This window comes from Enterobacter cloacae complex sp. IR53041, assembly GCF_049238285.1.
Lineage (GTDB): Bacteria > Pseudomonadota > Gammaproteobacteria > Enterobacterales > Enterobacteriaceae > Enterobacter > Enterobacter roggenkampii.
The window spans coordinates 1-26,326 of record NZ_JBMKHB010000048.1; the positions used below are offsets into that span (position 1 = coordinate 1).

General features: G+C 51.0%; 46 protein-coding genes and 1 pseudogene. 40 read left to right on the plus strand and 7 right to left on the minus strand.

From position 1 onward, the window contains the following. From tuf to bfr, 3 genes and pseudogenes are all read left to right on the plus strand, one after another. Positions 1 to 195, plus strand: a pseudogene (gene tuf / locus ACOTXF_RS22220) (elongation factor Tu); the annotation flags it as partial. Positions 196 to 374: 179 nt separating this feature from the next. Continuing rightward, positions 375 to 569 (plus strand): bacterioferritin-associated ferredoxin, encoded by a 195-nt coding sequence (bfd, locus tag ACOTXF_RS22225; protein WP_047747077.1) that lies wholly within the window; start codon positions 375 to 377, stop codon positions 567 to 569. Between the two features lie 72 nt (positions 570 to 641). Further along, positions 642 to 1,118, plus strand: a complete 477-nt coding sequence (gene bfr / locus ACOTXF_RS22230) for a bacterioferritin (RefSeq protein ID WP_008503492.1) — start codon at positions 642 to 644, stop codon at positions 1,116 to 1,118. Here the strand turns inward: bfr and ACOTXF_RS22235 are convergent. Next, the gene (locus ACOTXF_RS22235) at positions 1,102 to 1,575 is read right to left on the minus strand and encodes a prepilin peptidase (protein ID WP_021242968.1); all 474 of its coding nucleotides are present in this window, start codon (positions 1,573 to 1,575) and stop codon (positions 1,102 to 1,104) included. The genes bfr and ACOTXF_RS22235 overlap by 17 nt on opposite strands. A 380-nt stretch (positions 1,576 to 1,955) precedes the next feature. Between ACOTXF_RS22235 and rpsJ the strand changes: the two genes are divergently transcribed. From rpsJ to ACOTXF_RS22390, 31 genes are all read left to right on the plus strand, one after another. Further along, positions 1,956 to 2,267 carry a 30S ribosomal protein S10 gene (rpsJ, locus tag ACOTXF_RS22240; protein WP_001181005.1) on the plus strand — a complete coding sequence of 104 codons (312 nt, stop codon included), beginning with the start codon at positions 1,956 to 1,958 and terminating at the stop codon, positions 2,265 to 2,267. Between the two features lie 32 nt (positions 2,268 to 2,299). Next, complete coding sequence (gene rplC, locus ACOTXF_RS22245) at positions 2,300 to 2,929, plus strand: 50S ribosomal protein L3 (RefSeq protein WP_003863274.1); 630 nt, start codon at positions 2,300 to 2,302, stop codon at positions 2,927 to 2,929. A 10-nt stretch (positions 2,930 to 2,939) separates the two neighbouring features. Further along, positions 2,940 to 3,545 (plus strand): 50S ribosomal protein L4, encoded by a 606-nt coding sequence (gene rplD, locus ACOTXF_RS22250; RefSeq protein WP_000424395.1) that lies wholly within the window; start codon positions 2,940 to 2,942, stop codon positions 3,543 to 3,545. Continuing rightward, positions 3,542 to 3,844: a 50S ribosomal protein L23 gene (gene rplW / locus ACOTXF_RS22255; RefSeq protein ID WP_000617546.1), complete on the plus strand. Its 303-nt coding sequence runs from the start codon at positions 3,542 to 3,544 to the stop codon at positions 3,842 to 3,844. The genes rplD and rplW overlap by 4 nt, the downstream gene beginning before the upstream one ends. Positions 3,845 to 3,861: 17 nt before the next feature. Beyond that, a complete protein-coding gene (gene rplB / locus ACOTXF_RS22260; RefSeq protein ID WP_008457150.1) occupies positions 3,862 to 4,683 on the plus strand; it encodes a 50S ribosomal protein L2 in 822 nt (273 codons plus the stop codon). Positions 4,684 to 4,699: 16 nt separating this feature from the next. Continuing rightward, positions 4,700 to 4,978, plus strand: coding sequence for a 30S ribosomal protein S19 (gene rpsS / locus ACOTXF_RS22265; RefSeq protein WP_001138117.1), 279 nt, complete (start codon positions 4,700 to 4,702; stop codon positions 4,976 to 4,978). Between the two features lie 14 nt (positions 4,979 to 4,992). Then, entirely contained in the window at positions 4,993 to 5,325 is a 333-nt protein-coding gene (rplV, locus tag ACOTXF_RS22270; RefSeq protein WP_002919773.1) for a 50S ribosomal protein L22, read from the plus strand. 17 nt (positions 5,326 to 5,342) lie between these two features. Next, positions 5,343 to 6,044: a 30S ribosomal protein S3 gene (gene rpsC / locus ACOTXF_RS22275; RefSeq protein ID WP_000529945.1), complete on the plus strand. Its 702-nt coding sequence runs from the start codon at positions 5,343 to 5,345 to the stop codon at positions 6,042 to 6,044. A 12-nt stretch (positions 6,045 to 6,056) separates the two neighbouring features. Continuing rightward, positions 6,057 to 6,467, plus strand: a complete 411-nt coding sequence (rplP, locus tag ACOTXF_RS22280; protein ID WP_002919759.1) for a 50S ribosomal protein L16 — start codon at positions 6,057 to 6,059, stop codon at positions 6,465 to 6,467. After that, positions 6,467 to 6,658: a 50S ribosomal protein L29 gene (rpmC, locus tag ACOTXF_RS22285; protein WP_003863282.1), complete on the plus strand. Its 192-nt coding sequence runs from the start codon at positions 6,467 to 6,469 to the stop codon at positions 6,656 to 6,658. Before rplP ends, rpmC begins: the two co-directional genes overlap by 1 nt. Then, complete coding sequence (rpsQ, locus tag ACOTXF_RS22290; RefSeq protein ID WP_008503489.1) at positions 6,658 to 6,912, plus strand: 30S ribosomal protein S17; 255 nt, start codon at positions 6,658 to 6,660, stop codon at positions 6,910 to 6,912. Before rpmC ends, rpsQ begins: the two co-directional genes overlap by 1 nt. A gap of 166 nt (positions 6,913 to 7,078) precedes the next feature. After that, the gene (gene rplN / locus ACOTXF_RS22295; protein WP_002919748.1) at positions 7,079 to 7,450 is read left to right on the plus strand and encodes a 50S ribosomal protein L14; all 372 of its coding nucleotides are present in this window, start codon (positions 7,079 to 7,081) and stop codon (positions 7,448 to 7,450) included. 10 nt (positions 7,451 to 7,460) lie between these two features. Then, positions 7,461 to 7,775 (plus strand): 50S ribosomal protein L24, encoded by a 315-nt coding sequence (rplX, locus tag ACOTXF_RS22300; protein ID WP_003863287.1) that lies wholly within the window; start codon positions 7,461 to 7,463, stop codon positions 7,773 to 7,775. A gap of 14 nt (positions 7,776 to 7,789) precedes the next feature. After that, a complete protein-coding gene (rplE, locus tag ACOTXF_RS22305) occupies positions 7,790 to 8,329 on the plus strand; it encodes a 50S ribosomal protein L5 (protein WP_001096202.1) in 540 nt (179 codons plus the stop codon). Between the two features lie 14 nt (positions 8,330 to 8,343). Continuing rightward, positions 8,344 to 8,649 (plus strand): 30S ribosomal protein S14, encoded by a 306-nt coding sequence (rpsN, locus tag ACOTXF_RS22310; protein ID WP_003863291.1) that lies wholly within the window; start codon positions 8,344 to 8,346, stop codon positions 8,647 to 8,649. 30 nt (positions 8,650 to 8,679) lie between these two features. After that, the gene (rpsH, locus tag ACOTXF_RS22315) at positions 8,680 to 9,072 is read left to right on the plus strand and encodes a 30S ribosomal protein S8 (RefSeq protein WP_006178918.1); all 393 of its coding nucleotides are present in this window, start codon (positions 8,680 to 8,682) and stop codon (positions 9,070 to 9,072) included. A gap of 12 nt (positions 9,073 to 9,084) precedes the next feature. Beyond that, the gene (gene rplF / locus ACOTXF_RS22320) at positions 9,085 to 9,618 is read left to right on the plus strand and encodes a 50S ribosomal protein L6 (RefSeq protein ID WP_003863296.1); all 534 of its coding nucleotides are present in this window, start codon (positions 9,085 to 9,087) and stop codon (positions 9,616 to 9,618) included. Positions 9,619 to 9,627: 9 nt separating this feature from the next. Then, the gene (rplR, locus tag ACOTXF_RS22325; protein WP_003863297.1) at positions 9,628 to 9,981 is read left to right on the plus strand and encodes a 50S ribosomal protein L18; all 354 of its coding nucleotides are present in this window, start codon (positions 9,628 to 9,630) and stop codon (positions 9,979 to 9,981) included. 14 nt (positions 9,982 to 9,995) lie between these two features. Beyond that, entirely contained in the window at positions 9,996 to 10,496 is a 501-nt protein-coding gene (rpsE, locus tag ACOTXF_RS22330) for a 30S ribosomal protein S5 (RefSeq protein ID WP_003863299.1), read from the plus strand. Positions 10,497 to 10,502: 6 nt separating this feature from the next. Then, entirely contained in the window at positions 10,503 to 10,682 is a 180-nt protein-coding gene (rpmD, locus tag ACOTXF_RS22335; protein ID WP_003863301.1) for a 50S ribosomal protein L30, read from the plus strand. A gap of 3 nt (positions 10,683 to 10,685) precedes the next feature. Next, the gene (gene rplO / locus ACOTXF_RS22340) at positions 10,686 to 11,120 is read left to right on the plus strand and encodes a 50S ribosomal protein L15 (RefSeq protein WP_003863304.1); all 435 of its coding nucleotides are present in this window, start codon (positions 10,686 to 10,688) and stop codon (positions 11,118 to 11,120) included. Positions 11,121 to 11,127: 7 nt separating this feature from the next. Further along, the gene (secY, locus tag ACOTXF_RS22345) at positions 11,128 to 12,459 is read left to right on the plus strand and encodes a preprotein translocase subunit SecY (RefSeq protein WP_003863305.1); all 1,332 of its coding nucleotides are present in this window, start codon (positions 11,128 to 11,130) and stop codon (positions 12,457 to 12,459) included. Between the two features lie 31 nt (positions 12,460 to 12,490). Continuing rightward, positions 12,491 to 12,607: a 50S ribosomal protein L36 gene (gene rpmJ, locus ACOTXF_RS22350; RefSeq protein ID WP_000868187.1), complete on the plus strand. Its 117-nt coding sequence runs from the start codon at positions 12,491 to 12,493 to the stop codon at positions 12,605 to 12,607. Positions 12,608 to 12,753: 146 nt separating this feature from the next. Next, complete coding sequence (gene rpsM / locus ACOTXF_RS22355; RefSeq protein WP_008503488.1) at positions 12,754 to 13,110, plus strand: 30S ribosomal protein S13; 357 nt, start codon at positions 12,754 to 12,756, stop codon at positions 13,108 to 13,110. A gap of 16 nt (positions 13,111 to 13,126) precedes the next feature. Beyond that, positions 13,127 to 13,516 carry a 30S ribosomal protein S11 gene (gene rpsK / locus ACOTXF_RS22360; protein ID WP_003863312.1) on the plus strand — a complete coding sequence of 130 codons (390 nt, stop codon included), beginning with the start codon at positions 13,127 to 13,129 and terminating at the stop codon, positions 13,514 to 13,516. A gap of 32 nt (positions 13,517 to 13,548) precedes the next feature. After that, the gene (rpsD, locus tag ACOTXF_RS22365; RefSeq protein WP_004868345.1) at positions 13,549 to 14,169 is read left to right on the plus strand and encodes a 30S ribosomal protein S4; all 621 of its coding nucleotides are present in this window, start codon (positions 13,549 to 13,551) and stop codon (positions 14,167 to 14,169) included. A 25-nt stretch (positions 14,170 to 14,194) separates the two neighbouring features. After that, complete coding sequence (locus ACOTXF_RS22370; RefSeq protein ID WP_002919219.1) at positions 14,195 to 15,184, plus strand: DNA-directed RNA polymerase subunit alpha; 990 nt, start codon at positions 14,195 to 14,197, stop codon at positions 15,182 to 15,184. 40 nt (positions 15,185 to 15,224) lie between these two features. Then, complete coding sequence (gene rplQ, locus ACOTXF_RS22375) at positions 15,225 to 15,608, plus strand: 50S ribosomal protein L17 (protein ID WP_001216368.1); 384 nt, start codon at positions 15,225 to 15,227, stop codon at positions 15,606 to 15,608. 107 nt (positions 15,609 to 15,715) lie between these two features. After that, positions 15,716 to 16,084 (plus strand): DUF1992 domain-containing protein, encoded by a 369-nt coding sequence (locus tag ACOTXF_RS22380; protein WP_021242971.1) that lies wholly within the window; start codon positions 15,716 to 15,718, stop codon positions 16,082 to 16,084. Between the two features lie 2 nt (positions 16,085 to 16,086). Beyond that, on the plus strand, positions 16,087 to 16,512 hold the full coding sequence (gene zntR / locus ACOTXF_RS22385; protein WP_021242972.1) for a Zn(2+)-responsive transcriptional regulator: 426 nt from the start codon (positions 16,087 to 16,089) through the stop codon (positions 16,510 to 16,512). A gap of 57 nt (positions 16,513 to 16,569) precedes the next feature. After that, complete coding sequence (locus tag ACOTXF_RS22390) at positions 16,570 to 16,785, plus strand: alternative ribosome-rescue factor A (RefSeq protein ID WP_045354650.1); 216 nt, start codon at positions 16,570 to 16,572, stop codon at positions 16,783 to 16,785. On the opposite strand, the gene mscL is transcribed toward ACOTXF_RS22390, so the two are convergent. From mscL to def, 5 genes are all read right to left on the minus strand, one after another. After that, positions 16,786 to 17,196, minus strand: coding sequence for a large-conductance mechanosensitive channel protein MscL (gene mscL / locus ACOTXF_RS22395; RefSeq protein ID WP_008503483.1), 411 nt, complete (start codon positions 17,194 to 17,196; stop codon positions 16,786 to 16,788). It abuts the gene before it with no gap. 147 nt (positions 17,197 to 17,343) lie between these two features. Further along, a complete protein-coding gene (gene trkA / locus ACOTXF_RS22400) occupies positions 17,344 to 18,720 on the minus strand; it encodes a Trk system potassium transporter TrkA (protein ID WP_045418176.1) in 1,377 nt (458 codons plus the stop codon). A 22-nt stretch (positions 18,721 to 18,742) separates the two neighbouring features. Next, entirely contained in the window at positions 18,743 to 20,029 is a 1,287-nt protein-coding gene (rsmB, locus tag ACOTXF_RS22405; protein WP_232927322.1) for a 16S rRNA (cytosine(967)-C(5))-methyltransferase RsmB, read from the minus strand. 52 nt (positions 20,030 to 20,081) lie between these two features. Next, positions 20,082 to 21,029: a methionyl-tRNA formyltransferase gene (gene fmt / locus ACOTXF_RS22410; protein ID WP_045418179.1), complete on the minus strand. Its 948-nt coding sequence runs from the start codon at positions 21,027 to 21,029 to the stop codon at positions 20,082 to 20,084. A 25-nt stretch (positions 21,030 to 21,054) separates the two neighbouring features. Beyond that, positions 21,055 to 21,564 carry a peptide deformylase gene (def, locus tag ACOTXF_RS22415; protein ID WP_008503479.1) on the minus strand — a complete coding sequence of 170 codons (510 nt, stop codon included), beginning with the start codon at positions 21,562 to 21,564 and terminating at the stop codon, positions 21,055 to 21,057. Positions 21,565 to 21,691: 127 nt separating this feature from the next. On the opposite strand from def, the gene dprA reads away from it, so the two are divergent. The 6 genes from dprA to ACOTXF_RS22445 are packed head-to-tail and all read left to right on the plus strand — an operon-like array spanning position 21,692 to position 25,475. After that, entirely contained in the window at positions 21,692 to 22,816 is a 1,125-nt protein-coding gene (gene dprA, locus ACOTXF_RS22420; RefSeq protein ID WP_031275364.1) for a DNA-protecting protein DprA, read from the plus strand. Continuing rightward, the gene (gene smg / locus ACOTXF_RS22425; RefSeq protein WP_008503477.1) at positions 22,788 to 23,261 is read left to right on the plus strand and encodes a DUF494 family protein Smg; all 474 of its coding nucleotides are present in this window, start codon (positions 22,788 to 22,790) and stop codon (positions 23,259 to 23,261) included. Before dprA ends, smg begins: the two co-directional genes overlap by 29 nt. A 26-nt stretch (positions 23,262 to 23,287) precedes the next feature. Then, a complete protein-coding gene (locus ACOTXF_RS22430; RefSeq protein ID WP_023294698.1) occupies positions 23,288 to 23,842 on the plus strand; it encodes a type I DNA topoisomerase in 555 nt (184 codons plus the stop codon). Continuing rightward, a complete protein-coding gene (gene tsaC, locus ACOTXF_RS22435; RefSeq protein ID WP_008503475.1) occupies positions 23,835 to 24,407 on the plus strand; it encodes an L-threonylcarbamoyladenylate synthase type 1 TsaC in 573 nt (190 codons plus the stop codon). The genes ACOTXF_RS22430 and tsaC overlap by 8 nt, the downstream gene beginning before the upstream one ends. Positions 24,408 to 24,411: 4 nt before the next feature. Further along, positions 24,412 to 25,230 carry a shikimate dehydrogenase gene (gene aroE / locus ACOTXF_RS22440; protein ID WP_023345008.1) on the plus strand — a complete coding sequence of 273 codons (819 nt, stop codon included), beginning with the start codon at positions 24,412 to 24,414 and terminating at the stop codon, positions 25,228 to 25,230. Further along, complete coding sequence (locus ACOTXF_RS22445; RefSeq protein ID WP_023345007.1) at positions 25,227 to 25,475, plus strand: DUF1488 domain-containing protein; 249 nt, start codon at positions 25,227 to 25,229, stop codon at positions 25,473 to 25,475. The genes aroE and ACOTXF_RS22445 overlap by 4 nt, the downstream gene beginning before the upstream one ends. Here the strand turns inward: ACOTXF_RS22445 and ACOTXF_RS22450 are convergent. After that, complete coding sequence (locus ACOTXF_RS22450; RefSeq protein WP_025912249.1) at positions 25,451 to 26,005, minus strand: gamma carbonic anhydrase family protein; 555 nt, start codon at positions 26,003 to 26,005, stop codon at positions 25,451 to 25,453. The two genes, ACOTXF_RS22445 and ACOTXF_RS22450, sit on opposite strands and share 25 nt — an antisense overlap. Between the last annotated feature and the right edge of the window lie 321 nt (positions 26,006 to 26,326).

Consider the following 26,326-nt stretch of genomic DNA (forward strand, 5'->3'; position numbering starts at 1 on the left):
TTCTACTTCCGTACTACTGACGTGACCGGTACCATCGAACTGCCAGAAGGCGTTGAGATGGTAATGCCAGGCGACAACATCAAGATGGTTGTGACTCTGATCCACCCAATCGCGATGGACGACGGTCTGCGTTTCGCAATCCGTGAAGGCGGCCGTACCGTTGGCGCGGGCGTTGTTGCTAAAGTTCTGGGCTAATTAATTATCCCCGAATAAAAAAAGGACGCTTCGGCGTCCTTTTTTGTTTTCTGCCGCTCAGGCGTTGTCACAAAATTTCGCATTTTTTGCCTGCTCCCGCCCCGCATTCTGGCGTTTGTGCTATTGTAATCATAACCATTCTCACTTACACTTTGCGCATAATTTGAACGGGAGTTTCTATGTACGTTTGTTTATGTAATGGTGTAAGCGACAAAAAAATACGTCAGGCCGTTCGCCAGTTTCAGCCCCAGTCATTCCAGCAGCTTCGCAAATTTCTTCCGGTGGGAAATCAATGCGGTAAATGTGTACGTGCTGCGCGAGAGATCATGCAGGACGAACTGATGCAGATCCCGGAATACAAAGAGATCGCCTAAGCGCCCATCTTTTTTTTGACATCCCTGTAGCCCGATCTACGCTTCAATGAGTGGAAGCGGAGGGACTATATAATGAAAGGTGATGTTAAAATCATAAGTTATCTCAATAAATTATTGGGAAATGAGCTTGTCGCAATCAACCAGTACTTTCTTCACGCGAGAATGTTCAAAAACTGGGGACTCAAACGTTTAAACGACGTTGAGTACCATGAATCTATCGATGAGATGAAACACGCTGATAAATACATCGAGCGTATTTTATTCCTTGAAGGCATTCCAAACCTGCAGGATCTCGGCAAGCTGGGCATCGGAGAAGATGTCGAAGAGATGCTGCGTTCCGACCTCAGGCTAGAACTTGAAGGTGCCAAAGATCTCCGTGAAGCCATTGCCTATGCTGACAGCGTACATGACTACGTCAGCCGAGATATGATGATTCAGATCCTGGCCGATGAAGAAGGGCATATTGACTGGCTGGAAACAGAGCTGGATCTCATTGCTAAAATCGGCCTGCAAAACTATCTTCAGTCACAGATTAAAGTGGAAGAATAACCAACGTCTTCCACCCTACGCATAAACCCGCTGCTGCCAGAAATGGCCCAAATGGCAGCGGGTTTTTTATTGCCTTCTTATCAGGGCGGATTACCGAAAAAACAAGAATACAAAGAAGCGCCATCAGTGCCGCGAGCAACGCCAGCGCAGGCAGTACGCACCAGCCATGCCATGCACCAAGCGCCGCCAGGTACTTCACATCGCCATATCCCATTCCTTCACGCCGGCAGATAAACCAATAGCCCCAGTAAATAACGGCAAAGGCAATATATCCGGCCATCGCACCCGCAACCGCACTCGGCAGAAAATCAGGTTGGATACAGAGCTGAAAGAGCAGTCCTGCCCATAGCAGCGGACAGAGAAATTTATCGGGAAGCAGACCGTAGCGAATATCGGCATTTACAAGTAAGGCTGTCAGTGAAAGATAGATCAGCAGAAAGGGGAGGGTGGTCAGCATGAATAAGGCCTCAAACGAATTTGAGCGCATACTCGTCATAATCGGCCGGTCCGGCAATGCACAAAAAACGGGGATGCGTAGCGACTCGAAACAAAGCATCGACACAGAATACATTGCATGAAACGTTGCGCGCTCTTACGCACCCTGCGACATTGGCGCTTAATTTCTAAACGGCACTTGCGTCTTGCCCAGATTTACGTATAATGCGCGGGCTTGTCGTAATTGACGGCGGGTTCAATCAGAACCAGAGTAGCTCATTTTGTTACTCAACAATGCTCCCAATTGGGGAGCTACGTAAGAACGGTTACACTCTCCCATCAATCGTAATGGGTTTGAGGAGTAATCATTTTCGTTTATAAAATAATTGGAGCTCTGGTCTCATGCAGAACCAAAGAATCCGTATCCGCCTTAAAGCGTTTGATCATCGTCTGATCGATCAATCAACCGCGGAAATCGTCGAGACTGCTAAGCGCACTGGTGCGCAAGTCCGTGGTCCGATCCCGCTGCCGACCCGCAAAGAGCGCTTCACCGTTCTGATCTCTCCGCACGTTAACAAAGACGCGCGCGATCAGTACGAAATCCGCACTCACAAGCGTCTGGTTGACATCGTTGAGCCAACTGAGAAAACCGTTGATGCTCTGATGCGTCTGGATCTGGCTGCCGGTGTAGACGTGCAGATCAGCCTGGGTTAATCAGGTCATCGAGCGATTGAGAGGTTGAAACAATGATTGGTTTAGTCGGTAAAAAAGTGGGTATGACCCGCATCTTCACTGAAGATGGCGTTTCTATCCCAGTAACCGTAATCGAAGTTGAAGCAAACCGCGTTACTCAGGTTAAAGATCTGGCTAACGATGGCTACCGCGCTATTCAGGTTACCACTGGTGCTAAAAAAGCTAACCGTGTAACCAAACCAGAAGCGGGTCACTTCGCTAAAGCTGGCGTAGAAGCTGGCCGTGGTCTGTGGGAATTCCGCCTTGCTGAAGGCGAAGAGTTCACCGTAGGTCAGGACATTAGCGTTGAGCTGTTTGCTGACGTTAAAAAAGTTGACGTAACCGGTACCTCTAAAGGTAAAGGTTTTGCTGGTACCGTTAAGCGCTGGAACTTCCGTACCCAGGACGCTACTCACGGTAACTCCTTGTCTCACCGCGTTCCGGGTTCTATCGGTCAGAACCAGACTCCGGGCAAAGTGTTCAAAGGCAAGAAAATGGCAGGTCAGCTGGGTAACGAACGTGTAACCGTTCAGAGCCTGGACGTAGTACGTGTTGACGCTGAGCGCAACCTGCTGCTGGTTAAAGGTGCGGTCCCGGGTGCAACCGGTAGCGACCTGATCGTTAAACCAGCTGTGAAGGCGTAAGGGGATAGCAATGGAATTAGTATTGAAAGACGCGCAGAGCGCGCTGACTGTTTCCGAAACTACCTTCGGTCGTGATTTCAACGAAGCGCTGGTTCACCAGGTTGTTGTTGCTTATGCAGCTGGTGCTCGTCAGGGTACTCGTGCTCAGAAGACTCGTGCTGAAGTAACTGGTTCTGGCAAAAAGCCATGGCGCCAGAAAGGTACCGGCCGTGCGCGTTCAGGTTCTATCAAGAGCCCGATCTGGCGTTCAGGTGGCGTGACCTTCGCTGCGCGTCCACAGGACCACAGTCAAAAAGTTAACAAAAAGATGTACCGCGGCGCGCTGAAAAGCATCCTGTCCGAACTGGTACGTCAGGATCGTCTGATCGTTGTCGAGAAGTTCTCTGTTGAAGCGCCTAAAACTAAGCTGCTGGCACAGAAACTGAAAGACATGGCTCTGGAAGATGTGCTGATCATCACCGGTGAGCTGGACGAGAACCTGTTCCTGGCCGCACGTAACCTGCACAAGGTTGACGTACGCGATGCGACTGGTATCGACCCGGTTAGCCTGATCGCCTTCGACAAAGTCGTAATGACTGCTGATGCTGTTAAGCAAGTTGAGGAGATGCTGGCATGATTCGTGAAGAACGTCTGCTGAAGGTGCTTCGCGCACCGCACGTTTCTGAAAAAGCGTCTACTGCGATGGAAAAAACAAACACCATCGTTCTCAAAGTTGCTAAAGACGCGACCAAAGCAGAGATCAAAGCTGCTGTGCAGAAACTGTTTGAAGTCGAAGTCGAAGTCGTTAACACCCTGGTAGTTAAAGGGAAAGTTAAACGTCACGGACAGCGTATCGGTCGTCGTAGCGACTGGAAAAAAGCTTACGTCACCCTGAAAGAAGGCCAGAATCTGGACTTCGTTGGCGGCGCTGAGTAAGTCGGAGGAGTAATACAATGGCAGTTGTTAAATGTAAACCGACATCTCCGGGTCGTCGCCACGTAGTTAAAGTGGTTAACCCTGAGCTGCACAAGGGCAAACCTTTTGCTCCGTTGCTGGAAAAAAACAGCAAATCCGGTGGTCGTAACAACAATGGCCGTATCACCACTCGTCACATCGGTGGTGGCCACAAGCAGGCTTATCGTATTGTTGACTTCAAACGCAACAAAGACGGTATCCCTGCAGTTGTTGAACGTCTTGAGTACGATCCGAACCGTTCCGCGAACATCGCGCTGGTTCTGTACAAAGATGGCGAACGCCGTTACATCCTGGCACCTAAAGGCCTGAAAGCTGGCGACCAGATTCAGTCTGGCGTTGATGCTGCAATCAAAGCAGGCAACACCCTGCCGATGCGCAATATCCCGGTTGGTTCTACCGTTCATAACGTAGAAATGAAACCAGGTAAAGGCGGTCAGCTGGCGCGTTCCGCGGGTACTTACGTTCAGATCGTTGCGCGTGATGGTGCTTATGTCACCCTGCGTCTGCGTTCTGGTGAAATGCGTAAAGTCGAAGCAGACTGCCGCGCTACTCTGGGCGAAGTTGGCAATGCTGAGCATATGCTGCGCGTTCTGGGTAAAGCAGGTGCTGCACGCTGGCGTGGTGTTCGTCCTACCGTTCGCGGTACTGCGATGAACCCAGTCGACCACCCACATGGTGGTGGTGAAGGTCGTAACTTTGGTAAGCACCCGGTATCTCCGTGGGGCGTTCAGACCAAAGGTAAGAAGACCCGCAGCAACAAGCGTACTGATAAATTTATCGTACGTCGCCGTAGCAAATAATTTTAGAGGATAAGCCATGCCACGTTCTCTCAAGAAAGGTCCTTTTATTGACCTGCACTTGCTGAAGAAGGTAGAGAAAGCGGTGGAAAGCGGAGACAAGAAGCCCCTGCGCACTTGGTCCCGTCGTTCAACGATCTTTCCTAACATGATCGGTTTGACCATCGCTGTCCATAATGGTCGTCAGCACGTTCCAGTCTTTGTTACCGACGAAATGGTTGGTCACAAACTGGGTGAATTCGCACCGACTCGTACTTATCGCGGCCATGCTGCTGATAAAAAAGCGAAGAAGAAATAAGGTAGGAGGAAGAGATGGAAACTTTAGCTCAACATCGCCATGCTCGTTCTTCTGCACAGAAGGTTCGCCTTGTTGCTGACCTGATTCGCGGTAAGAAAGTGTCGCAGGCCCTGGACATCCTGACCTATACCAACAAGAAAGCTGCGGTATTGGTCAAGAAAGTACTGGAATCTGCCATTGCTAACGCTGAACACAACGATGGCGCTGACATCGACGATCTGAAAGTCGCGAAAATTTTCGTAGATGAAGGCCCAAGCATGAAGCGCATTATGCCGCGTGCGAAAGGTCGTGCAGATCGCATCCTGAAGCGCACCAGCCACATTACTGTGGTTGTGTCCGATCGCTGAGACTCTGGAGACTAGCAATGGGTCAGAAAGTACATCCTAATGGTATTCGCCTGGGTATTGTAAAACCATGGAACTCTACCTGGTTTGCGAACACCAAAGAATTCGCTGACAACCTGGACAGCGATTTTAAAGTACGTCAGTACCTGACTAAGGAACTGGCTAAAGCGTCTGTATCTCGTATCGTTATCGAGCGTCCAGCGAAGAGCATCCGTGTGACTATTCACACTGCTCGTCCTGGCATCGTTATCGGTAAGAAAGGCGAAGACGTAGAAAAACTGCGCAAGGTCGTAGCGGATATCGCTGGCGTTCCTGCACAGATCAATATCGCTGAAGTTCGTAAGCCTGAACTGGACGCTAAATTGGTTGCTGACAGCATCACTTCTCAGCTGGAACGTCGTGTTATGTTCCGTCGTGCTATGAAGCGTGCTGTACAGAACGCAATGCGTCTGGGCGCTAAAGGTATCAAAGTTGAAGTTAGCGGCCGTCTGGGCGGCGCGGAAATCGCACGTACCGAATGGTACCGTGAAGGTCGCGTACCGCTGCACACTCTGCGTGCTGACATCGACTACAACACCTCTGAAGCGCACACCACTTACGGTGTAATCGGCGTTAAGGTATGGATCTTCAAAGGTGAGATCCTGGGTGGTATGGCTGCTGTTGAACAACCGGAAAAACCGGCTGCTCAACCTAAAAAGCAGCAGCGTAAAGGCCGTAAATAAGGAGCGTCGCTGATGTTACAACCAAAGCGTACAAAATTCCGTAAAGTGCACAAAGGCCGCAACCGTGGTCTGGCGCAGGGTACGGATGTTAGCTTCGGCACTTTCGGTCTGAAAGCTGTTGGCCGTGGTCGTCTGACTGCACGTCAGATCGAAGCAGCACGTCGTGCAATGACCCGTGCAGTTAAGCGTCAAGGTAAGATCTGGATCCGTGTATTCCCGGACAAACCGATCACCGAGAAGCCGCTGGAAGTTCGTATGGGTAAAGGTAAAGGTAACGTGGAGTACTGGGTTGCCTTGATCCAACCGGGCAAAGTCCTGTATGAAATGGACGGTGTTCCGGAAGAGCTGGCCCGTGAAGCCTTCGGCCTGGCAGCAGCGAAACTGCCTATCAAAACCACCTTTGTAACTAAGACGGTGATGTAATGAAAGCAAAAGAGCTGCGTGAAAAAAGCGTTGAAGAGCTGAACGCTGAGCTGCTGAACCTGCTGCGTGAGCAGTTCAACCTGCGTATGCAGGCTGCAAGTGGCCAGCTGCAACAGACTCACCTGCTGAAGCAAGTGCGTCGCAATGTTGCACGCGTTAAGACTTTACTGACTCAGAAGGCGGGTGCGTAATGACCGATAAAATCCGTACTCTGCAAGGTCGTGTTGTTAGCGACAAAATGGAGAAATCCATTGTTGTAGCTATCGAACGTATTGTGAAACACCCGATCTACGGTAAATTCATCAAGCGTACGACCAAACTGCACGTACATGACGAGAACAACGAATGTGGTATCGGCGACAAGGTTGAAATCCGTGAATGCCGTCCACTGTCCAAGACTAAGTCCTGGACGCTGGTTCGCGTTGTAGAGAAAGCGGTTCTGTAATACAGTACGCCTTCTCAATACGAATAAACGGCTCAGCGATGAGCCGTTTATTTTTTCTACCCATATTGCAGAAGCGGTGTTATAATGCCGCGCCCTCGATATGGGGCTTTTTAACGGCTCTGATTTTAGAGTCTCAGGTAGTAGTTGACATTAGCGGAGCACTAAAATGATCCAAGAACAGACTATGCTGAACGTCGCCGACAACTCCGGTGCACGTCGCGTAATGTGTATCAAGGTTCTGGGTGGCTCGCACCGTCGCTACGCAGGCGTAGGCGACATCATCAAGATCACCATCAAAGAAGCAATTCCACGTGGTAAGGTCAAAAAAGGTGATGTGCTGAAGGCGGTAGTGGTGCGCACCAAGAAGGGTGTTCGTCGCCCTGACGGTTCTGTCATTCGCTTCGATGGTAATGCATGCGTTATTTTAAACAATAACAGCGAGCAGCCTATCGGCACGCGTATCTTTGGGCCGGTAACTCGTGAACTTCGTACTGAGAAGTTCATGAAAATTATCTCTCTGGCACCAGAAGTACTCTAAGGAGCGAATCATGGCAGCGAAAATCCGTCGTGATGACGAAGTTATCGTGTTAACCGGTAAAGATAAAGGTAAACGCGGTAAAGTAAAAAATGTTCTGTCTTCCGGCAAACTTGTCGTTGAAGGTATCAACCTGGTTAAGAAACATCAGAAGCCGGTTCCGGCCCTGAACCAACCAGGTGGCATCGTTGAAAAAGAAGCTGCTATTCAGGTTTCTAACGTTGCAATCTTCAATGCGGCTACCGGCAAGGCTGACCGTGTAGGCTTTAGATTCGAAGACGGTAAAAAAGTCCGTTTCTTCAAGTCTAACAGCGAAACTATCAAGTAATTTGGAGTAGTACGATGGCGAAACTGCATGATTACTACAAAGACGAAGTAGTTAAGAAACTCATGACCGAGTTTAACTACAATTCTGTCATGCAAGTCCCTCGGGTCGAGAAGATCACCCTGAACATGGGTGTTGGTGAAGCGATCGCTGACAAGAAACTGCTGGATAACGCAGCAGCTGACCTGACAGCAATCTCCGGTCAAAAACCGCTGATCACCAAAGCACGCAAATCTGTTGCAGGCTTCAAAATCCGTCAGGGCTATCCGATCGGCTGTAAAGTAACTCTGCGTGGCGAACGCATGTGGGAGTTCTTTGAGCGCCTGATCACTATTGCTGTTCCACGTATCCGTGACTTCCGTGGCTTGTCCGCTAAGTCTTTCGACGGTCGTGGTAACTACAGCATGGGTGTCCGTGAGCAGATCATCTTCCCAGAAATCGACTACGATAAAGTCGACCGCGTGCGTGGTTTGGATATTACCATTACCACTACTGCGAAATCTGACGAAGAAGGCCGTGCTCTGCTGGCTGCCTTTGACTTCCCGTTCCGCAAGTAAGGTAGGGTTACTGAATGGCTAAGCAATCAATGAAAGCACGCGAAGTAAAGCGCGTAGCTTTAGCTGATAAATTCTTCGCTAAACGCGCTGAACTGAAAGCGATCATTTCTGATGTGAACGCTTCCGACGAAGATCGTTGGAATGCGGTTCTCAAGCTGCAGTCTCTGCCGCGTGATTCCAGCCCGTCTCGTCAGCGTAACCGCTGTCGTCAAACAGGTCGTCCACATGGTTATGTGGGCAAGTTTGGGTTGAGCCGTATCAAACTGCGTGAAGCCGCCATGCGCGGTGAAGTGCCAGGCTTGAAAAAGGCTAGCTGGTAATTACCAATTGAATCACGGGAGTAAAGACAGATGAGCATGCAAGATCCGATCGCGGATATGCTGACCCGTATCCGTAACGGTCAGGCCGCGAACAAAGTTGCGGTCACCATGCCTTCCGCCAAGCTGAAAGTGGCAATTGCCAACGTGCTGAAGGAAGAAGGTTTTATCGAAGATTTTAAAGTTGAAGGCGACACCAAGCCGGAACTGGAACTTACTCTCAAGTATTTCCAGGGTAAAGCTGTTGTAGAAAGCATTCAGCGTGTCAGCCGCCCAGGCCTGCGCATCTATAAGAAAAAAGATGAGCTGCCAAAAGTTATGGCTGGTCTTGGTATCGCAGTTGTTTCTACCTCTAAAGGTGTTATGACTGATCGTGCAGCGCGCCAGGCTGGTCTTGGTGGCGAAATTATCTGCTACGTAGCCTAATCGGAGGAAAGAATGTCTCGTGTTGCTAAAGCACCGGTCGTTATTCCTGCCGGCGTTGATGTAAAAATCGACGGTCAGGTTATTACGATCAAAGGTAAAAACGGCGAGCTGACTCGTACCCTCAACAAAGCTGTTGAAGTTAAACATGCAGATAACGCTCTGACCTTCGGTCCACGTGATGGTTTCGTGGATGGTTGGGCTCAGGCTGGTACCGCGCGTGCCCTGCTGAACTCAATGGTTGTTGGTGTTACCGAAGGCTTCACTAAAAAGCTTCAGCTGGTTGGTGTAGGTTATCGTGCAGCTATCAAAGGGAATGCAGTAGGCCTGTCTCTGGGCTTCTCACACCCTGTTGAGCATCCGCTGCCGGCCGGTATCACTGCAGAATGCCCGACTCAGACTGAAATCGTGCTGAAAGGCGCTGATAAACAGCTGATCGGTCAGGTTGCAGCAGATCTGCGCGCCTACCGTCGTCCTGAGCCTTACAAAGGCAAGGGTGTTCGTTACGCCGACGAAGTCGTGCGTACCAAAGAGGCTAAGAAGAAGTAAGGTAACACTATGGATAAGAAATCTGCTCGTATCCGTCGTGCGACCCGCGCACGCCGCAAGCTCAAAGAGCTGGGTGCAACTCGCCTGGTGGTACATCGTACCCCGCGTCATATTTACGCACAGGTAATTGCACCGAACGGTTCTGAAGTTCTGGTAGCTGCTTCTACTGTAGAAAAAGCTATCTCAGAACAATTGAAGTACACCGGTAACAAAGACGCCGCTGCAGCTGTAGGTAAAGCTGTTGCTGAACGCGCTCTGGAAAAAGGCATCAGCAATGTTTCCTTTGACCGTTCCGGGTTCCAATATCATGGTCGTGTCCAGGCACTGGCAGATGCTGCCCGTGAAGCTGGCCTTCAGTTCTAAGGTAGAGGTGTAAGATGGCTCACATCGAAAAACAGGCTGGCGAACTGCAGGAAAAGCTGATCGCGGTAAACCGCGTATCTAAAACCGTTAAAGGTGGTCGTATTTTCTCCTTCACAGCTCTGACTGTAGTAGGCGATGGTAACGGTCGCGTTGGTTTTGGTTACGGTAAAGCGCGTGAAGTTCCAGCAGCGATCCAGAAAGCGATGGAAAAAGCCCGTCGCAACATGATTAACGTCGCGCTGAACAACGGCACCCTGCAGCACCCAGTTAAAGGTGTTCACACGGGTTCTCGTGTATTCATGCAGCCAGCTTCAGAAGGTACCGGTATCATCGCCGGTGGTGCAATGCGCGCCGTTCTGGAAGTTGCTGGGGTTCATAACGTTCTGGCTAAAGCATATGGTTCCACCAACCCGATCAACGTGGTTCGTGCAACTATTGATGGCCTGGAAAATATGAATTCTCCAGAAATGGTCGCTGCCAAGCGTGGTAAATCCGTTGAAGAAATTCTGGGGTAATTGACCATGGCAAAGACTATTAAAATCACTCAAACCCGCAGTGCAATCGGTCGTCTGCCGAAACACAAGGCAACGCTGCTTGGCCTGGGTCTGCGTCGTATTGGTCATACCGTTGAGCGCGAGGATACTCCTGCTGTTCGTGGTATGGTCAACGCGGTTTACTTCATGGTTAAAGTTGAGGAGTAAGAGATGCGTTTAAATACTCTGTCTCCGGCCGAAGGCTCTAAAAAGGCGGGTAAACGCCTGGGTCGTGGTATCGGTTCTGGCCTCGGCAAAACCGGTGGTCGTGGTCACAAAGGTCAGAACTCTCGTTCTGGCGGTGGCGTACGTCGCGGTTTCGAGGGTGGCCAGATGCCACTGTACCGTCGTCTGCCGAAGTTCGGCTTCACCTCTCGCAAAGCAGCGATCACGGCGGAAATCCGTCTGTCTGACCTGGCGAAAGTTGAAGGCGGCGTTGTAGACCTGAACACGCTGAAAGCAGCAAACATTATCGGTATCCAGATCGAGTTCGCGAAAGTGATCCTGGCTGGTGAAGTTTCTACTCCGGTAACTGTTCGTGGCCTGCGTGTTACTAAAGGTGCTCGTGCTGCTATCGAAGCTGCTGGCGGTAAAATTGAGGAATAAGTAGCAGATGGCTAAGCAACCGGGATTAGATTTTCAAAGTGCCAAAGGTGGATTTGGCGAGCTGAAACGCAGACTGCTGTTTGTTATCGGCGCGCTGATTGTGTTCCGTATTGGCTCTTTTATTCCGATCCCTGGTATCGATGCCGCTGTACTTGCCAAACTGCTTGAGCAACAGCGAGGCACCATCATTGAAATGTTCAACATGTTCTCTGGTGGTGCTCTCAGCCGTGCTTCTATCTTCGCACTGGGTATTATGCCGTACATTTCGGCATCGATTATTATCCAGCTGCTGACGGTCGTTCATCCGGCCCTGGCAGAGTTGAAGAAAGAAGGGGAGTCTGGACGTCGTAAGATTAGTCAGTACACCCGTTACGGTACTCTGGTGCTGGCAATATTCCAGTCGATCGGTATTGCTACCGGTCTTCCGAATATGCCTGGTATGCAGGGCCTGGTGTTAAACCCGGGCTTTGCATTCTACTTCACCGCTGTTGTAAGTCTGGTCACAGGGACAATGTTCCTGATGTGGCTCGGCGAACAGATTACTGAGCGTGGTATCGGTAACGGTATCTCAATCATTATCTTCGCCGGTATTGTTGCGGGCCTCCCGCCAGCCATCGCCCACACTATCGAGCAAGCGCGTCAAGGCGACCTGCACTTCCTCCTGTTGCTGTTGGTTGCAGTATTAGTATTTGCAGTGACGTTCTTTGTTGTCTTCGTTGAACGTGGTCAACGCCGCATTGTGGTGAACTACGCTAAGCGTCAGCAAGGTCGTCGTGTCTATGCTGCACAGAGCACACATTTACCGCTGAAAGTGAACATGGCGGGGGTTATCCCGGCTATCTTCGCTTCCAGTATTATTCTGTTCCCGGCAACCATCGCGTCATGGTTCGGGGGCGGTACTGGTTGGAACTGGCTGACAACAATTTCGCTGTATTTGCAGCCTGGGCAACCACTTTATGTGTTACTCTATGCGTCTGCGATCATCTTCTTCTGTTTCTTCTACACGGCGTTGGTCTTCAACCCGCGTGAAACAGCAGATAACCTGAAGAAGTCCGGTGCATTTGTACCAGGAATTCGTCCGGGAGAGCAAACGGCGAAGTATATCGATAAAGTAATGACCCGCCTGACTTTGGTTGGTGCGCTCTATATTACTTTTATCTGCCTGATCCCGGAGTTCATGCGTGATGCAATGAAAGTACCGTTCTACTTCGGTGGAACCTCACTGCTTATCGTTGTTGTCGTGATTATGGACTTTATGGCTCAAGTGCAAACTCTGATGATGTCCAGTCAGTATGAGTCTGCATTGAAGAAGGCGAACCTGAAAGGCTACGGCCGCTAATTGGTCGCCTGAGAAGTTACGGAGAGTAAAAATGAAAGTTCGTGCTTCCGTCAAGAAATTATGCCGTAACTGCAAAATCGTTAAGCGTGATGGTGTCATCCGTGTGATTTGCAGTGCCGAGCCGAAGCATAAACAGCGCCAAGGCTGATTATTTCGCATATTTTTCTTGCAAAGTTGGGTTGAGCTGGCTAGATTAGCCAGCCAATCTTTTGTATGTCTGTACGTTTCCATTTGAGTATCCTGAAAACGGGCTTTTCAGCATGGTGCGTACATATTAAATAGTAGGAGTGCATAGTGGCCCGTATAGCAGGCATTAACATTCCTGATCAGAAACATGCTGTGATCGCATTAACTTCGATCTACGGCATCGGCAAGACCCGTTCTAAAGCCATTCTGGCTGCAGCGGGTATCGCTGAAGATGTTAAGATCAGTGAGCTGTCTGAAGAACAAATCGACACGCTGCGTGACGAAGTTGCCAAATTTGTCGTTGAAGGTGATCTGCGCCGTGAAATCAGCATGAGCATCAAGCGCCTGATGGATCTTGGTTGCTATCGCGGTTTGCGTCATCGTCGTGGTCTGCCAGTGCGCGGTCAGCGTACTAAGACCAACGCACGTACCCGTAAGGGTCCGCGCAAACCGATCAAGAAATAATCGGGGTGATTGAATAATGGCAAAGGCACCAGTTCGTGCACGTAAACGTGTAAGAAAACAAGTCTCTGACGGCGTGGCTCATATCCATGCTTCTTTCAACAACACCATCGTTACTATTACTGATCGTCAGGGTAACGCATTGGGTTGGGCAACAGCCGGTGGTTCCGGTTTCCGTGGTTCTCGCAAATCCACTCCGTTCGCAGCTCAGGTTGCAGCAGAGCGTTGCGCAGAAGCCGTAAAAGAATACGGCATCAAGAATCTGGAAGTTATGGTTAAAGGTCCGGGTCCGGGTCGTGAATCTACTGTTCGCGCTCTGAACGCCGCTGGTTTCCGCATCACTAATATTACTGATGTGACTCCGATCCCTCATAACGGTTGTCGTCCGCCGAAAAAACGTCGCGTATAACGCTCGTTTTTTAGGTTAGTTGGAGATAGAAAATGGCAAGATATTTGGGTCCTAAGCTCAAGCTGAGCCGTCGTGAGGGCACCGACTTATTCCTTAAGTCTGGCGTTCGCGCGATCGATACCAAGTGTAAAATTGAACAAGCTCCTGGCCAGCACGGTGCGCGTAAACCGCGTCTGTCTGACTATGGTGTGCAGTTGCGTGAAAAGCAAAAAGTTCGCCGTATGTACGGTGTGCTGGAGCGTCAGTTCCGTAACTACTATAAAGAAGCAGCACGTCTGAAAGGCAACACAGGTGAAAACCTGCTGGCTCTGCTGGAAGGTCGTCTGGACAACGTTGTATACCGTATGGGCTTCGGCGCTACTCGTGCTGAATCACGTCAGCTGGTTAGCCACAAAGCAATCATGGTAAACGGTCGTGTTGTTAACATCGCTTCTTATCAGGTTAAAGCGAATGACGTTGTTAGCATTCGTGAGAAAGCGAAAAAGCAATCTCGCGTGAAGGCCGCTCTGGAGCTGGCTGAGCAGCGTGAAAAGCCAACCTGGCTGGAAGTTGATGCTGGCAAGATGGAAGGTACGTTCAAGCGTCAGCCAGAACGTTCTGATCTGTCTGCGGACATTAACGAACACCTGATCGTCGAGCTTTACTCCAAGTAAAGCTTAGTACCAAAGAGAGGACACAATGCAGGGTTCTGTGACAGAGTTTCTAAAACCGCGCCTGGTAGATATCGAGCAAGTGAGTTCGACGCACGCCAAGGTGACCCTTGAGCCTTTAGAGCGTGGCTTTGGCCATACTCTGGGTAACGCACTGCGCCGTATTCTGCTCTCATCGATGCCGGGTTGCGCGGTGACCGAGGTTGAGATTGATGGTGTACTTCATGAGTACAGCACCAAAGAAGGCGTTCAGGAAGATATCCTTGAAATCCTGCTCAACCTGAAAGGGCTGGCGGTGAGAGTTCAGGGTAAAGATGAAGTTATTCTTACTCTGAATAAATCTGGCATTGGCCCTGTGACTGCAGCCGACATCACCCACGACGGTGATGTTGAAATCGTCAAGCCGCAGCACGTGATCTGCCACCTGACCGATGAGAACGCAGCTATTAGCATGCGTATCAAAGTTCAGCGCGGTCGTGGTTATGTGCCGGCTTCTGCCCGAATTCATTCGGAAGAAGATGAGCGCCCAATCGGCCGTCTGCTGGTCGACGCATGCTACAGCCCTGTAGAGCGTATTGCCTACAATGTTGAAGCAGCGCGTGTAGAACAGCGTACCGACCTGGACAAGCTGGTCATCGAAATGGAAACCAACGGCACAATCGATCCTGAAGAGGCGATTCGTCGTGCGGCAACCATCCTGGCAGAACAACTGGAAGCTTTCGTTGACTTACGTGATGTTCGTCAGCCGGAAGTGAAAGAAGAGAAACCAGAATTCGATCCGATCCTGCTGCGCCCTGTTGACGATCTCGAATTGACTGTCCGCTCTGCTAACTGCCTCAAGGCAGAAGCTATCCACTATATCGGTGATCTGGTACAGCGTACCGAGGTTGAGTTGCTGAAAACGCCGAACCTGGGTAAAAAATCTCTTACCGAGATTAAAGACGTGCTGGCTTCACGTGGTCTGTCTCTGGGCATGCGCCTGGAAAACTGGCCACCGGCAAGCATTGCTGACGAGTAACCGGATCACAGGTTAAGGTTTTACTGAGAAGGATAAGGTCATGCGCCATCGTAAGAGTGGTCGTCAACTGAACCGCAACAGCAGCCATCGCCAGGCTATGTTCCGCAACATGGCAGGTTCACTGGTTCGTCATGAGATCATCAAGACGACCCTGCCTAAAGCGAAAGAGCTGCGTCGCGTAGTTGAGCCGCTGATTACTCTTGCCAAGACTGACAGCGTTGCTAATCGTCGTCTGGCATTCGCCCGTACTCGTGATAACGAGATCGTGGCAAAACTGTTTAACGAACTGGGCCCGCGTTTCGCGAGCCGTGCCGGTGGTTACACTCGCATTCTGAAGTGTGGCTTCCGTGCAGGCGACAACGCGCCGATGGCTTACATCGAGCTGGTTGATCGTTCAGAGAAAGCAGAAGCTGCTGCAGAGTAATCTGCAGTAACGTAAAAAAACCCGCTCCGGCGGGTTTTTTTATATCCGCGATATCCCCACTTCTCTACAATATCTGTATCAATTCTGTTCATCCTCTGGAGCGGGTAATGTGGCTGCTTGACCAGTGGGCAGAACGCCATATTCGTGATGCCCAAAAAAAAGGTGAATTCGACGATCTTCCGGGACGCGGCGAACCCCTTATGCTTGACGATGACTCGCATATTGCGCCTGAATTACGCGCGGGATACCGTTTACTAAAGAATGCAGGCTGTCTCCCTCCTGAGCTCGAACAGCGCAGAGAGGCTGTTGAACTTGTCGATCTGCTAAAAGGGATCCGTCAGGACGATCCGCGACATTCTGAACTTAGCCGCCGTCTCGCCGTGCTTGAACTTAAACTGCGTCAGGCAGGAATGAATACTGACTTTCTGCACGGTGAATACGGTGAACGCTTGTTGCGGAAAATAAACGAGGAGTAGTTATGTACCGTATCGGTGAACTTGCGAAGCTCGCGAACGTCACACCGGATACCATCCGATATTACGAAAAGCAGCAGATGATCGATCATGAAGTTCGTACTGAAGGTGGCTTCCGACTTTATACCGATAACGATCTGCAGCGCCTGCGGTTTATTCGTTATGCGCGCCAGCTCGGTTTCACATTAGACTCGATCCGCGAGTTATTATCGATCCGCATCGATCCGGCACATCACACCTGTCAGGAGTCAAAAAGCATTGTGCAGGCCCGGTTGGATGAAGTTGAAGCACGCATTCAGGAATTGCAAACCATGCAGCGCTCTCTGCAAAGGCTGAATGATGCTTGTTGTGGCACGGCCCACAGCAGTATTTATTGTTCTATTCTGGAAGCCCTTGAACAGGGGGCCAGTGGGGAAACCGAGGACTGTTGATTTTTAGTCCAACCGGGTCTAGACTCCCGTCGACATAAAGCATGCTCAGGAGAATTTATGAGCCGCTATCAGCACACGAAAGGACAGATTAAAGACAATGCCATTGAGGCACTACTTCATGACCCACTATTCAGACAGCGCATTGAGAAGAATAAAAAAGGGAAAGGAAGTTATCTGCGTAAAGACAAGCATGCAAAACGGGGTAACTGGGAGGCCAGTGGCAAACAAGCGAATCGCTTATTTACCACTGGCCTTCCTGCTTTCAGCTTCTGATTAAACGCGCTTATTCTGCTCTTTTAACAGATCGCGAATCTCACTCAGCAGCACTTCTTCTTTTGTCGGTGCAGGCGCTGCTGCCGGCTCTTCTTTTTTACGGTTGAGTTTATTGATCAGCTTGATAGCCATAAAAATGGCAAACGCTACAATCACGAAATCAAATACGTTCTGAATAAATACACCGTAGTGCATCACGACTGCCGGCACATCACCCTGTGCTTCACGCAGCGTGAAAGCGAACTGTTTGAAATCAATGCCCCCGATCAGCAACCCTAAAGGTGGCATGATAATGTCGGCCACTAATGATGAAACAATCTTGCCGAATGCTGCACCAATAATGACACCCACTGCCAAATCCACCACGTTTCCGCGCATCGCAAATTCGCGAAATTCTTTAATAAAACTCATTTTGTTCTCCTTGTGCCAGCTGACGACTATAAGTTTAACAAATGATTAGCTAATTGCCATTCGTGATAATTAAACGTTATGCAAAATAAAAGGCACAGAAATGAGAAGGATAAAGAGCGGGTACCCCATTTGAGAGCACCCGACACATTAAAGGAAGAATGGGCTTGGCTGGAATAAACGTTCGACGTCGGTAATAAACTTTTTATCGGTAAGGAACATAATAACGTGATCGCCTTGCTCAATGCGCAAATTATCATTGGCAATCATGACATCATTCCCGCGCACGACAGCACCAATAATGGTGCCCGGTGGCAGCTTAATTTCGTCTATCGAACGGCCCACGACGCGTGATGTAGTTTCATCTCCGTGCGCTACGGCTTCAATGGCTTCCGCTACCCCGCGACGAAGCGATGACACACCAACAATATCCGCTTTACGCACATGGCTCAGTAACGCGGAAATTGTCGCCTGCTGCGGCGAAATGGCAATATCAATGACGCTGCCCTGAACCAGATCAACATAGGCCTTGCGCTGGATAAGCACCATGACCTTCTTTGCCCCCATACGTTTCGCGAGCATGGCAGACATTATATTCGCCTCGTCGTCGTTGGTGACGGCAATAAAAAGATCAACTTGATCAATATGCTCTTCAGCCAGCAACTCCTGATCTGACGCATCGCCATAAAATACGATCGTATTTTGCAGTTTTTCCGCCAGTTCAGCCGCTCGCTGCTGATCGCGTTCGATCAATTTTACGCTGTAATCTTTTTCCAGCCGGTGTGCCAGACCGGCACCAATATTGCCGCCGCCGACCAGCATAATGCGTTTATAGGGTTTTTCGAGACGCTGAAGTTCACTCATCACCGCACGAATATGCTGTGAAGACGCAATAAAGAAGACTTCGTCCCCGGCTTCGACAATCGTAGAGCCCTGCGGGCGGATAGGTCTGTCGTGGCGGAAAATAGCCGCGACGCGCGTATCAATATGCGGCATATGCTCGCGCATGGTGGACAACGCGTTGCCAATCAACGGGCCGCCGTAATAGGCCTTAACGACGGCCAGGCTCACTTTACCTTCGGCAAAGTTCACCACCTGCAGGGCGCCCGGATATTCGATCAGACGGTAGATATTGTCGATCACCAGCTGTTCTGGCGCGATAAGATGGTCAATAGGAACTGCTTCTGAATTAAACAGTTTCTCAGCATCGCGGACATAGTCCGGAGAGCGGATGCGCGCGATTCGGTTTGGCGTGTTAAAAAGCGAGTAGGCCACCTGACAGGCCACCATATTGGTTTCGTCAGAACTGGTCACCGCAACCAGCATGTCGGCATCGTCAGCACCCGCCTCACGAAGAACGCGCGGGTGCGAACCATGACCCTGCACAACGCGCAGGTCAAATTTGTCCTGTAAAACACGCAGGCGATCGCCGTTGGTATCCACGATGGTGATATCGTTGTTTTCGCCAACCAGATTTTCCGCCAGCGTTCCACCAACCTGTCCTGCGCCCAGAATGATAATCTTCATCTCTCGTGACCTGTTCTCAACATCACTCTTTGATTAGCTTAGCGTAAAAGAAGCCATCACCCTCTTCTGCACCCGGCAGATTCTGCTGACCCGGGCATTCAGGCGTTCCCGTATCGTGCAGCGCCGCGTCCGGGGTTCGTTTAAGGAAGGCCGCGATTTGCTGACTGTTTTCTTCCGGCAGTACTGAACAGGTTGCATAGACCAGCGTGCCGCCGGGTTTGAGATGCGGCCAGATGGCGTCAAGGATGTCGGATTGCAGTTGGGCAAGCTCACTAATATCACGATCGCGACGCAGCCACTTGATATCCGGATGACGACGAATCACGCCAGTTGCAGAGCAGGGGGCATCCAGCAAAATGCGATCGAATTGTGCTTCGCCACACCATTCTGCGGGTTTGCGTCCATCGCCTTGCTTAACCTGTGCCTTCATGCCCAGGCGCTTGAGGTTGTCGTAGACGCGTGAAAGACGCTGCTCATCAACGTCCACTGCCATCACGCTGGCCTGCGGATCCACTTCAAGAATATGCGTCGTTTTGCCCCCTGGTGCGGCGCAGAGATCGAGGATCTGCTCACCGTTTTGGGGTTCAAGCCAGGTCATGCAACCCTGAGCAGAAGCATCCTGTACCGTTACCCAACCCTCTTCAAAGCCGGGTAATGCATGTACCGGTGCAGGCGATGCTAAGCGCACGGCATCAGGGTATGCGTCATGGGTGAAGCCGCTCATTCCAGCTTCTTCGAGTAATGCCAGCCATGCGTCACGGGTGTGGTGATTACGATTCACGCGTAACCACATTGGCGGACGCTGGTTGTTGGCATCGGCAATGTCCTGCCACTGCTGCGGATAAGCTTTTTTCAGGCGCTTCAACAGCCAGTCCGGATGCAGGAAGCGCGCTTCGTTTTGGGCAAATTCAGCCAGAAGCTCATCCTGCTGTCGCTGGAACTGACGCAATACGCCGTTGATCAGCCCTTTCAGCTGAGGACGTTTAATCGCAACGGCACCTTCCACCGTCTCTGCCAGCGCGGCATGAGGTGGGATGCGGGTATGAAGAAGCTGATAAAAACCCACCATAATTAAATAATGTACAGTGCGCTGCTTGCCCGTCATTGGGCGGGACATCAGCTTGTTAATCAACCACTCAAGCTGAGAGAGTGTTCGCAGGACGCCAAAGCAGAGCTCCTGAAGCAGGGCTTTATCTTTATCAGAGACTTTTTGCTGCAGGGGAGGCAGGACGTTGCTCAGTGACTGGCCCTGCTCGATAACCTGCTCGACGGCCTGGGCCGCCATGCTGCGTAGATTTTGTTTTTTCATAACCGTAAAAATAAAAATGCCCGGAAACACCGGGCCTTAAGAATAAATTTGCTCAGGCAAGGCGATTGCCAGGGATAAACCATTCGCGACGGGAATTTAGTAGATCCTGAGCACTCATGGCTTTCTTACCGGCCGGTTGGAGCGATTCAAGATTCAAAATCCCTTGCGCAGTCGCCACCTGGATGCCGTTCTTGCTGGCATCAATAATCGTACCGGGTTCCACCGTAGTCGCACCGCTAATGACGGAGGCTTTCCAGACTTTTACTGGCTGCCCATCAATTTCCAACCAGCTCATCGGCCACGGATTAAAAGCGCGAATGCAACGTTCAAGCTGAGCGGCTGACAGGGACCAGTCGATCCGCGCTTCTTCTTTGCTCAGCTTTTCGGCGTAGGTTACCAGCGCGTCGTCCTGAACTTCTGGTTTTACCGTATTGTCAGCAAGCTGCTGAAGCGTCTCGATGAGCCCTTGTGGGCCAAGGTCTGCCAGTTTGTCATACAGCGTGGCGCTGGTATCGTCTGACGTAATGGGGCAGGCCAGTTTATAGAGCATGTCGCCGGTGTCTAAACCTACGTCCATCTTCATGATGGTCACGCCCGTTTCGGCATCACCCGCCCACAGCGCGCGCTGGATAGGTGCAGCACCACGCCAGCGCGGGAGCAGAGACCCATGCACGTTGATGCAACCCAGACGCGGCATATCGAGCACGGCTTTTGGCAAAATTAAACCGTAAGCCACCACCACCATTACGTCGGCATTCAGGTCAGCAACCAGCTGCTGATTTTCCTGCGGGCGCAGCGATGCGGGCTGGAAAACAGGAAGCCCATGCTCTTCTGCCAGCACCTTGACCGGGCTCGGCATCAGTTTTTTGCCGCGACCAGCAGGACGGTCCGGTTGGGTAAAGACGCCAACAATCTGGTGACCAGACGATAACAGCGCGTCAAGATGACGCGCTGCAAAATCAGGGGTTCCCGCGAAGATAATACGTAGTGATTTAGACACGATGATCCTTGTATCCGGTGGGACGTTATGCGCGAGAACGCAAACGATCCAGTTTCTCTACTTTCTGACGAATACGCTGCTGTTTCAGCGGCGAGAGATAATCGATAAACAGTTTACCGACCAGGTGATCCATCTCATGCTGAATACAAATCGCCAGCAGGTCATCTGCCTCCAGTTCGAACGGATTACCGTCACGATCCAGGGCGCGAATTTTCACTTTTTCGGCACGCGGCACTAACGCGCGCTGTTCAGGAATGGAGAGACAGCCTTCCTCAATACCGGTTTCGCCACTCTTTTCAAGCAGCTCTGGGTTGATCAGCACCAGACGGCCATCGCGATTCTCAGAAACGTCGATCACGATAATACGCTTGTGAATGTCCACCTGCGTTGCCGCCAGGCCAATGCCTTCTTCGGCGTACATGGTATCGAACATATCATCAACGATACGCTGGATTTCTGCATTCACTTCTTTAACCGGTTCAGCGACGATGCGAAGGCGCTCGTCCGGAATATGTAATACTTGCAAAACTGCCATAAATTTCCAGAGTCGTGTTCAGGAGTTGATAAGAATACTCCCTCTATTCTAGACAAATCCCCCATCGATTGACAGCATCAGTGACCAATCGCAATGATTGCGGAGACCGCTTATGGCAGGGGAAAGGATGACATCTACCGAGATTTGGCTACGGCTCATGCACACAGGTTCTTTGTGTGGTGATGTCATGGTGGAAGCGGCTGCACGACTGCAGAGGCAGGAAGGCATCGACACGCTTGTTCTGAGAAACGCTGGTTTGACAGCTAAGCAGGCTGAACGGTTCGTTGCGCTCAATGAGAGTGAGCTGGAGCGTAGCCTGATATGGCTTGAGCAGCCGGGTCATCATTTATTAACGGCCAACCATCCCCTTTATCCCCCTTTGCTCCGCACGATCCCTGATTATCCCGGAGCATTATTCATAAAAGGTAACCCCGAGACGCTTAATACCGTTCAGCTGGCGGTGGTAGGCAGTCGTGCGCCGTCATGGTACGGCGAGCGGTGGGGGAAAATCCTGTGCGAACAACTTTCACAAAGTGGTTTCACGATCACCAGCGGGCTGGCCTGTGGTATTGACGGCGTTGCCCACAGCGCGGCGCTGTCAGTAAAAGGACGAAGTGTCGCGGTGCTGGGGAACGGTCTTTTTAGCATTTACCCACGCCGGCATCAGGCATTGGCGATGCGGCTTATTGAGTCTGATGGCGCGATAGTGTCTGAGTTTCCGCTTTCCGCGCAGCCCCGACCGGCAAACTTTCCGCGTCGTAATCGAATCATCAGCGGCCTTAGCAAAGGCGTGCTGGTGGTCGAAGCCGCGCGGCGAAGCGGTTCGCTGGTCACGGCACGGTGTGCGCTCGAACAGGGACGAGAAGTCTTCGCCTTGCCAGGCCCGATAGGTAATCCGGGATGCGAGGGACCGCACTGGCTGATTAAGCAGGGGGCAACACCGGTAACGGAAGTCGGGGACATTCTTGAAAATTTGCAATATGGGCTGCAATGGCTGCAGGAAGATCCCGAAAAGCGACAATATTCATCAGATCAGGGAAAGGTGGCATTGCCATTTCCCAAGCTCCTGGCTAACGTAGGAGATGAGGTAACACCTGTTGACGTTGTCGCTGAACGTGCCGGCCAACCTGTGCCAGTAACGGTAGCACAGCTACTCGAACTGGAGTTAGCAGGGTGGATCGCAGCTGTACCCGGCGGCTATGTCCGATTAAGGAGGGCATGCCATGTTCGACGTACTGATGTATTTGTTTGAGACTTACATCCATAACGAAGCAGAAATGCGAGTGGATCAGGACAAGTTGACACAGGATCTTACCGATGCGGGATTTGAGCGGGAAGATATCTACAATGCGTTGATGTGGCTGGAAAAACTGGCTGATTATCAGGAAGGCCTTGCCGAACCGATGCAGCTTGCTTCTGACCCATTGTCAGTACGCATTTATACCGCTGAAGAGTGTGAACGGCTGGACGCCAGCTGCCGGGGATTCATTTTATTCCTTGAGCAGATTCAGGTGCTAAACCTCGAAACGAGAGAAATGGTGATAGAGCGCGTCATGGCGCTGGATACCGCAGAATTTGAACTGGAAGATCTCAAATGGGTGATCCTGATGGTTCTGTTTAATATCCCGGGCTGTGAAAATGCCTATCAGCAAATGGAAGAATTACTCTTTGAAGTGAATGAAGGTATGCTGCACTAATTCAATGTGCAGCACCAAGAGTTGTTATGGCCAAATCAGCACTGTTCACGGTGCATAAAAACGAGCCCTGCCCGCAGTGCGGGGCTGAACTTGTTATTCGGTCCGGGAAACACGGCCCGTTTCTCGGTTGTTCTCACTATCCGGAATGCGATTATGTTCGTCCTCTGAAAAGCCAGGCGGATGGACATATCGTTAAAATTCTGGAGGGGCAGCTTTGTCCTCTTTGCGGTGGCGAACTCGCGCTACGTCAGGGGCGTTTCGGCATGTTTATTGGATGTAGCCGCTACCCGGAATGTGAACATACGGAACAAATTGATAAGCCTGATGAAACGGCAATTGCCTGCCCTCAGTGTCAGCGCGGTCAGCTGGTACAGCGCCGCTCCCGTTATGGTAAGACTTTCCATTCGTGCGATCGCTACCCTGAATGCCAGTTCGTTATCAATTTTAAGCCGGTAGCGGGAATCTGCCCTCATTGCAATTATCCGCTACTGATAGAGAAGAAAACCGCGCAAGGCATGAAACGCTTCTGCGCCAGTAAACAATGTGGAAAGCCGGTTACGGCGGATCAAAATAGTGAATAATAACCTGCCATCAGGCTCCATTGCGCATGCAGTGGACGTACTGAAAAATGAAGAAGTCATCGCCTATCCAACTGAAGCTGTTTTTGGGGTCGGTTGCGATCCTGACAGCGAAACGGCTGTGAGCCGTCTGCTTACTCTGAAACAAAGACCCGTCGAAAAAGGGCTGATTTTGATCGCTGCGAATTACGAGCAGCTTAAACCCTATATTGATGATTCTATGCTGACACCGGCACAGCGCGAGACAATCTTCTCCGCATGGCCTGGACCAGTAACCTTCGTCTTCCCGGCTCAGCCTACAACGCCGCGCTGGTTAACCGGACGCTTTGACTCCCTTGCCGTTCGCGTCACTGACCATCCGCTGGTGGTGGAGCTGTGCCTGGCATTTGGTAAACCACTGGTCTCAACCAGCGCCAACCTGACCGGGCAGCCGCCTTGTCGGACAACTGAAGAAGTGCTGGCGCAGTTCGGGAATGACTTCCCTGTCGCTGTTGGTGAAACGGGAGGGCGCCTGAATCCGTCTGAGATTCGCGACGCTTTGACCGGCGAACGTTTTCGCCAGGGGTAATCTCATGGAAACCTATGCTGTTTTTGGTAATCCGATTGCACACAGCAAGTCACCGTGGATTCATCAGCAATTCGCGGAGCAGCTGCAGATAGATCATCCCTATGGGCGCGTACTGGCGCCAGTGGATGCCTTTATCCCAACGCTGGAGGCCTTTTTCGCAGCGGGGGGCAAAGGCGCGAATGTGACGGTCCCGTTTAAAGAAGAAGCATTCGAACGTGCAGATGAGCTGACCGAGCGCGCTTCACTTGCAGGTGCAGTCAATACTCTAAAACGGCTTGAGGATGGACGCCTTCTGGGGGACAACACCGACGGGATTGGTTTACTCAGCGATCTGGAAAGACTCTCCTTTATCAAACCCGGATTCCGGGTTCTGCTGATTGGCGCGGGTGGTGCATCGAGGGGCGTTCTGTTGCCTCTGCTTTCCCTGGACTGTTCAGTGACCATTACTAACAGAACTTTTTCCCGGGCAGAAGCGCTGGCGGCGTTGTTTGCGCATACCGGCAGCGTGAGCGCGGTAGCGCTTGACGATCTTGCTGAACGTGAGTTCGATCTTGTCATTAATGCCACATCCAGCGGCATCAGTGGCGAGATCCCGGCGATCCCCGCTTCGTTGGTCAGTGCGCATATGTACTTCTATGACATGTTCTATCAGAAAGGTAAGACGCCTTTCCTGAACTGGTGTGAACAACACGGCGCGAAACAGTTAGCCGATGGGCTGGGAATGCTGGTGGGGCAGGCTGCGCATGCGGTACTGCTCTGGCACGGAGTGTTGCCTGCTGTCGAGCCGGTCATTGAAAAGCTAAAGCAGGAGCTTTCGGCGTGAATCAGGCTATTCATTTCCCGGACAGAGAGAGCTGGGATGAGCATAAGCAAGCGGTCTGTTTTCCTGTGCTGGTGCAGGGTATGCAGCTTACCTGTGCCATCCATGGAGAAACGCTGTTGCATCGTTTTGGCGGCACAGACCCGCTAGCGGTATTTTGCGAAAATCGCTGGGATCTGGAAGAGGAAGCCAGCGATTTAATCCGCGAACAGCAGGAAGACGATCAGGGCTGGGTTTGGTTATCCTGATCCAAATAATCATTCTTCCATTTTACGTAGTTGTTTGCCGAGTATTTTAATCCTTCGATCTCCGCCTCCTTCAGGGGGCGGATCTGTTTTACTGGGCTTCCCAGATAGAGATAGCCGCTCTCCAGCCGTTTGTTCTGCGGGACCAGGCTACCGGCGCCAATCATCACGTCATCTTCTACTATGACGCCATCCAGTAAAATCGACCCCATGCCAACAAGTACGCGATTTCCGACAGTGCAGCCGTGAAGCATGACTTTATGGCCGACGGTAACATCTTCTCCAATAATGAGGGGATTGCCTTTCGGGTTATAGGACGATTTGTGCGTGACGTGCAGAACGCTACCGTCCTGAATATTGGTTCGCGCGCCAATAGACACATAGTTAACGTCTCCCCTGATGGCAACGAGTGGCCAGATACTAACGTCATCGGCCAGTCGGACATCACCAATGACCACACTACTGGCGTCGATCATCACGCGATCGCCTTGTTTGGGGAACAGATCTTTATAAGGACGTAATACTGCAGACATAACTACCTCTGAGAATGAGCGCTATACAGAAGACTTTGATCGTATTCGTCGATCGAGGCAAGGCAAAATACGTCAATATTTAAGCAGATCGGGCGGGATTTCAGCGAAAAGCGCGGAAAATCAGCAGTCGGAAAAAAAGATCTAAAAAATACTTGTGCTAAAAATTGGGATCCCTATAATGCGCCTCCATCGACACGGCGGATGTGAATCACTTCACAAACAGCCTGGTCGGTTGAAGAGAAAAAATCCTGAAATAACGGGTTGACTCTGAAAGAGGAAAGCGTAATATACGCCACCTCGCAACGGTGAGCGAAAGCCGCG